The organism is Rhodococcus sp. BP22 (genome assembly GCF_014281965.1).
In the GTDB taxonomy this organism is placed as follows: domain Bacteria; phylum Actinomycetota; class Actinomycetes; order Mycobacteriales; family Mycobacteriaceae; genus Rhodococcoides.
The window spans coordinates 1-5,377 of record NZ_JACFTB010000016.1 but is presented as its reverse complement, the minus strand read 5'-3'; the positions used below and the strand labels follow the sequence as shown (position 1 = coordinate 5,377).

Genomic DNA, 5,377 nt, shown 5'->3' with positions numbered 1-5,377 from the left:
TTTTATATTTGGTGAAAGCATCCGATGTCGATGATCATCCGCTTGTGGTGGTTATGGTTGGGTGTTGTTTTATAGCTAGTTGAGTTTTTTTGCTAGTGATTTGGCTCTTATGTCTTTGACTGATTAGCAGCTTCGGCTGTGATATCTAGAGTCTTTTACGGAGAGTTTGATCCTGGCTCAGGACGAACGCTGGCGGCGTGCTTAACACATGCAAGTCGAGCGGTAAGGCCCTTCGGGGTACACGAGCGGCGAACGGGTGAGTAACACGTGGGTGATCTGCCCTGCACTCTGGGATAAGCCTGGGAAACTGGGTCTAATACCGGATATGACCTGCTCTCGCATGGGGGTGGGTGGAAAGATTTATCGGTGCAGGATGGGCCCGCGGCCTATCAGCTTGTTGGTGGGGTAATGGCCTACCAAGGCGACGACGGGTAGCCGACCTGAGAGGGTGACCGGCCACACTGGGACTGAGACACGGCCCAGACTCCTACGGGAGGCAGCAGTGGGGAATATTGCACAATGGGCGAAAGCCTGATGCAGCGACGCCGCGTGAGGGATGAAGGCCTTCGGGTTGTAAACCTCTTTCAGCAGGGACGAAGCGCAAGTGACGGTACCTGCAGAAGAAGCACCGGCTAACTACGTGCCAGCAGCCGCGGTAATACGTAGGGTGCGAGCGTTGTCCGGAATTACTGGGCGTAAAGAGTTCGTAGGCGGTTTGTCGCGTCGTTTGTGAAAACCCGGGGCTCAACTTCGGGCTTGCAGGCGATACGGGCAGACTTGAGTGTTTCAGGGGAGACTGGAATTCCTGGTGTAGCGGTGAAATGCGCAGATATCAGGAGGAACACCGGTGGCGAAGGCGGGTCTCTGGGAAACAACTGACGCTGAGGAACGAAAGCGTGGGTAGCAAACAGGATTAGATACCCTGGTAGTCCACGCCGTAAACGGTGGGCGCTAGGTGTGGGTTCCTTCCACGGAATCTGTGCCGTAGCTAACGCATTAAGCGCCCCGCCTGGGGAGTACGGCCGCAAGGCTAAAACTCAAAGGAATTGACGGGGGCCCGCACAAGCGGCGGAGCATGTGGATTAATTCGATGCAACGCGAAGAACCTTACCTGGGTTTGACATACACCGGAAAGCCGTAGAGATACGGCCCCCCTTGTGGTCGGTGTACAGGTGGTGCATGGCTGTCGTCAGCTCGTGTCGTGAGATGTTGGGTTAAGTCCCGCAACGAGCGCAACCCCTATCTTATGTTGCCAGCGCGTTATGGCGGGGACTCGTAAGAGACTGCCGGGGTCAACTCGGAGGAAGGTGGGGACGACGTCAAGTCATCATGCCCCTTATGTCCAGGGCTTCACACATGCTACAATGGCCAGTACAGAGGGCTGCGAGACCGTGAGGTGGAGCGAATCCCTTAAAGCTGGTCTCAGTTCGGATCGGGGTCTGCAACTCGACCCCGTGAAGTCGGAGTCGCTAGTAATCGCAGATCAGCAACGCTGCGGTGAATACGTTCCCGGGCCTTGTACACACCGCCCGTCACGTCATGAAAGTCGGTAACACCCGAAGCCGGTGGCCTAACCCCTTGTGGGAGGGAGCCGTCGAAGGTGGGATCGGCGATTGGGACGAAGTCGTAACAAGGTAGCCGTACCGGAAGGTGCGGCTGGATCACCTCCTTTCTAAGGAGCATTCTCCAGAACATGTACTGCTGAACAGTCGGTAGATGATGGTCTGGCAGAGCCCGTTTAGGTTCCATATGTGAATCTGCGGGAGCTCACGGGTGGAACACTGACAATGAGATCGTGCGTATCGGTTGATCCTTGGTGGTCGGCCGGCGTGGTCTATATCGGCATACTGTTGGGTCCTGAGAGAACACGCGTGAGTGTGTTTCTTTCTAGGCAAGACATATACAGGATCTGGATTGTGGTCATACCGTGCCTCTTCGGGGGTGGCTGGTGCTGCAGTGAGTTCAGGTTGTGTGTGTTGTTTGAGAATTGCACAGTGGACGCGAGCATCTTTGTTGTAAGTAATGAAGAGCGTACGGTGGATGCCTTGGCACCAGGAGCCGATGAAGGACGTAGGAGGCTGCGATAAGCCTCGGGGAGCTGTCAACCGAGCTGTGATCCGAGGGTGTCCGAATGGGGAAACCCAGCACGAGTGATGTCGTGTTACCCGCACCTGAATATATAGGGTGTGTGGAGGGAACGTGGGGAAGTGAAACATCTCAGTACCCACAGGAAGAGAAAACAATTGTGATTCCGTGAGTAGTGGCGAGCGAAAGCGGATGAGGCCAAACTTTGTGCGTGTGATACCCGGCAGGGGTTGCGTATGGAGGGTTGTGGGGTTTACTTTGTCGATTCTGCCGGATCGGCCGACAGTAAGAAATCATGGTGTTAGTCGAAGTGGTCTGGAACGGCCTGTCGTAGAGGGTGAGAATCCCGTAGACGAAAATACTGTGACTGTCGTAGTGAATACCCAAGTAGCAGCGGGCCCGTGAAATCTGCTGTGAATCTGTCGGGACCACCCGATAAGCCTGAATACTCCCTGGTGACCGATAGCGGACTAGTACCGTGAGGGAAAGGTGAAAAGTACCCCGGGAGGGGAGTGAAATAGTACCTGAAACCGTGCGCTTACAATCCGTCAGAGCTGGTGAACAGTTTGTTCTGTTGCTGGTGATGGCGTGCCTTTTGAAGAATGAGCCTGCGAGTTAGTGGCATGTCGCGAGGTTAACCCGTGTGGGGTAGCCGTAGCGAAAGCGAGTCCGAATAGGGCGTATCACCGTGAGGTGTGTAGTGGCGTGCTCTAGACCCGAAGCGGAGTGATCTACCCATGGCCAGGTTGAAGCGACGGTAAGACGTCGTGGAGGACCGAACCCACTTAGGTTGAAAACTGAGGGGATGAGTTGTGGGTAGGGGTGAAAGGCCAATCAAACTCCGTGATAGCTGGTTCTCCCCGAAATGCATTTAGGTGCAGCGTCACGTGTTTCTCATCGGAGGTAGAGCTACTGGATGGTCTAGGGGGCTTACCGGCTTACCGAAATCAGCCAAACTCCGAATGCCGATGAGTGAGAGCGTGGCAGTGAGACTGCGGGCGATAAGGTTCGTAGTCGAGAGGGAAACAGCCCAGATCGCCAGCTAAGGTCCCTAAGCGTGTACTAAGTGGAAAAGGATGTGGGGTCGCGAAGACAACCAGGAGGTTGGCTTAGAAGCAGCCACCCTTGAAAGAGTGCGTAATAGCTCACTGGTCAAGTGATCCTGCGCCGACAATGTAGCGGGGCTCAAGTACACCACCGAAGCTGCGGCACTCATACAATAGCCCGCATGTTCCTTACGAGGAGTGTGCCAGGTGTGTGGGTGGGTAGGGGAGCGTCGTGCAGCCATGGAAGCATCGGAGTGATCCAGGTGTGGAGGCTGTGCGAGTGAGAATGCAGGCATGAGTAGCGAAAGACGAGTGAGAAACTCGTCCGCCGAATGACCAAGGGTTCCTGGGCCAGGTTAATCCGCCCAGGGTGAGTCGGGACCTAAGACGAGGCCGACAGGCGTAGCCGATGGACAACGGGTTGATATTCCCGTACCCGTGTGAACGCGCCCATGGTGAATCAGTGATACTAACTGCCCTGAATCCACGTTACTGATCTCTTTCGAGAGTGAGGGGTGTGGTGGATGCGCAGGACCTGATCTGGTAGTAGCCAAGCGATGGGGTGACGCAGGAAGGTAGCTGGGCCAGTCAGTGGTAATACTGGTGTAAGCCTGTAGGGCGAACGGTAGGCAAATCCGCCGTTCATGATGCCTGAGAGGTGATGCGTAGCCGATTGAGGCGAATTCAGTGATCCTATGCTGCCGAGAAAAGCCTCTAGCGAGCTTTCACACGGCCCGTACCCCAAACCGACACAGGTGGTCAGGTAGAGAATACTAAGGCGATCGAGATAACTATGGTTAAGGAACTCGGCAAAATGCCCCCGTAACTTCGGGAGAAGGGGGACCCTGTCTGGTGATGAACTTTTCGTTCTGAGCTGGGTGGGGTCGCAGAGACCAGTGAGAAGCGACTGTTTACTAAAAACACAGGTCCGTGCGAAGTCGTAAGACGATGTATACGGACTGACGCCTGCCCGGTGCTGGAAGGTTAAGAGGACCGGTTAGTCACTTCGGTGGCGAAGCTGAGAATTTAAGCCCCAGTAAACGGCGGTGGTAACTATAACCATCCTAAGGTAGCGAAATTCCTTGTCGGGTAAGTTCCGACCTGCACGAATGGCGTAACGACTTCTCAGCTGTCTCAACCATAGACTCGGCGAAATTGCATTACGAGTAAAGATGCTCGTTACGCGCGGCAGGACGAAAAGACCCCGGGACCTTCACTATAGCTTGGTATTGGTGTTCGGTTCGGTTTGTGTAGGATAGGTGGGAGACTGTGAAGCGGTGACGCCAGTTACTGTGGAGTCGTTGTTGAAATACCACTCTGATCGTATTGGATACCTCAACCTCGGACCATGATCTGGTTCAGGGACAGTGCCTGGTGGGTAGTTTAACTGGGGCGGTTGCCTCCTAAAATGTAACGGAGGCGCCCAAAGGTTCCCTCAGCCTGGTTGGCAATCAGGTGTCGAGTGCAAGTGCACAAGGGAGCTTGACTGTGAGACTGACACGTCGAGCAGGGACGAAAGTCGGGACTAGTGATCCGGCACCGGCATGTGGAAGCGGTGTCGCTCAACGGATAAAAGGTACCCCGGGGATAACAGGCTGATCTTCCCCAAGAGTCCATATCGACGGGATGGTTTGGCACCTCGATGTCGGCTCGTCGCATCCTGGGGCTGGAGTAGGTCCCAAGGGTTGGGCTGTTCGCCCATTAAAGCGGCACGCGAGCTGGGTTTAGAACGTCGTGAGACAGTTCGGTCTCTATCCGCCGCGCGCGTAAGAAACTTGAGGAAGGCTGTCCCTAGTACGAGAGGACCGGGACGGACGAACCTCTGGTGTGCCAGTTGTTCCACCAGGAGCACCGCTGGTTAGCTACGTTCGGAAGGGATAACCGCTGAAAGCATCTAAGCGGGAAGCCTGTTCCAAGATGAGGTTTCTCACCCCCTCGAGGGGGTAAGGCCCCCGGCAGACCACCGGGTTGATAGGCCAGAACTGGAAGTCGGGTAACCGATGTAGGTGACTGGTACTAATAGGCCGAGGACTTACCACAAAGAAGCTACGCGTCCACTGTGCAATATCTGAAACAACACACGTTTCAGAACCACAAAATTGAATGAACCAACACTGTTCACTATTACGTGAATTTTCTGTTGTGTTCCGTGTGTAACTGTTTCATAGAGTTACGGCGGCCATAGCGGAGGGGAAACGCCCGGTCCCATTCCGAACCCGGAAGCTAAGCCCTCCAGCGCCGATGGT

At 55.0% G+C, this 5,377-nt stretch carries 3 rRNA genes; all 3 read left to right on the top strand.

Features of this window, described 5'->3' with window-relative positions:
* Positions 1-154: 154 nt before the first annotated feature.
* A 16S ribosomal RNA gene (locus tag H2510_RS20495) occupies positions 155-1,672 on the top strand.
* Between the two features lie 341 nt (positions 1,673-2,013).
* Positions 2,014-5,171: ribosomal RNA gene (locus tag H2510_RS20490) — 23S ribosomal RNA — on the top strand.
* Between the two features lie 131 nt (positions 5,172-5,302).
* Positions 5,303-5,377, top strand: a 5S ribosomal RNA gene (gene rrf / locus H2510_RS20485); the annotation flags it as partial.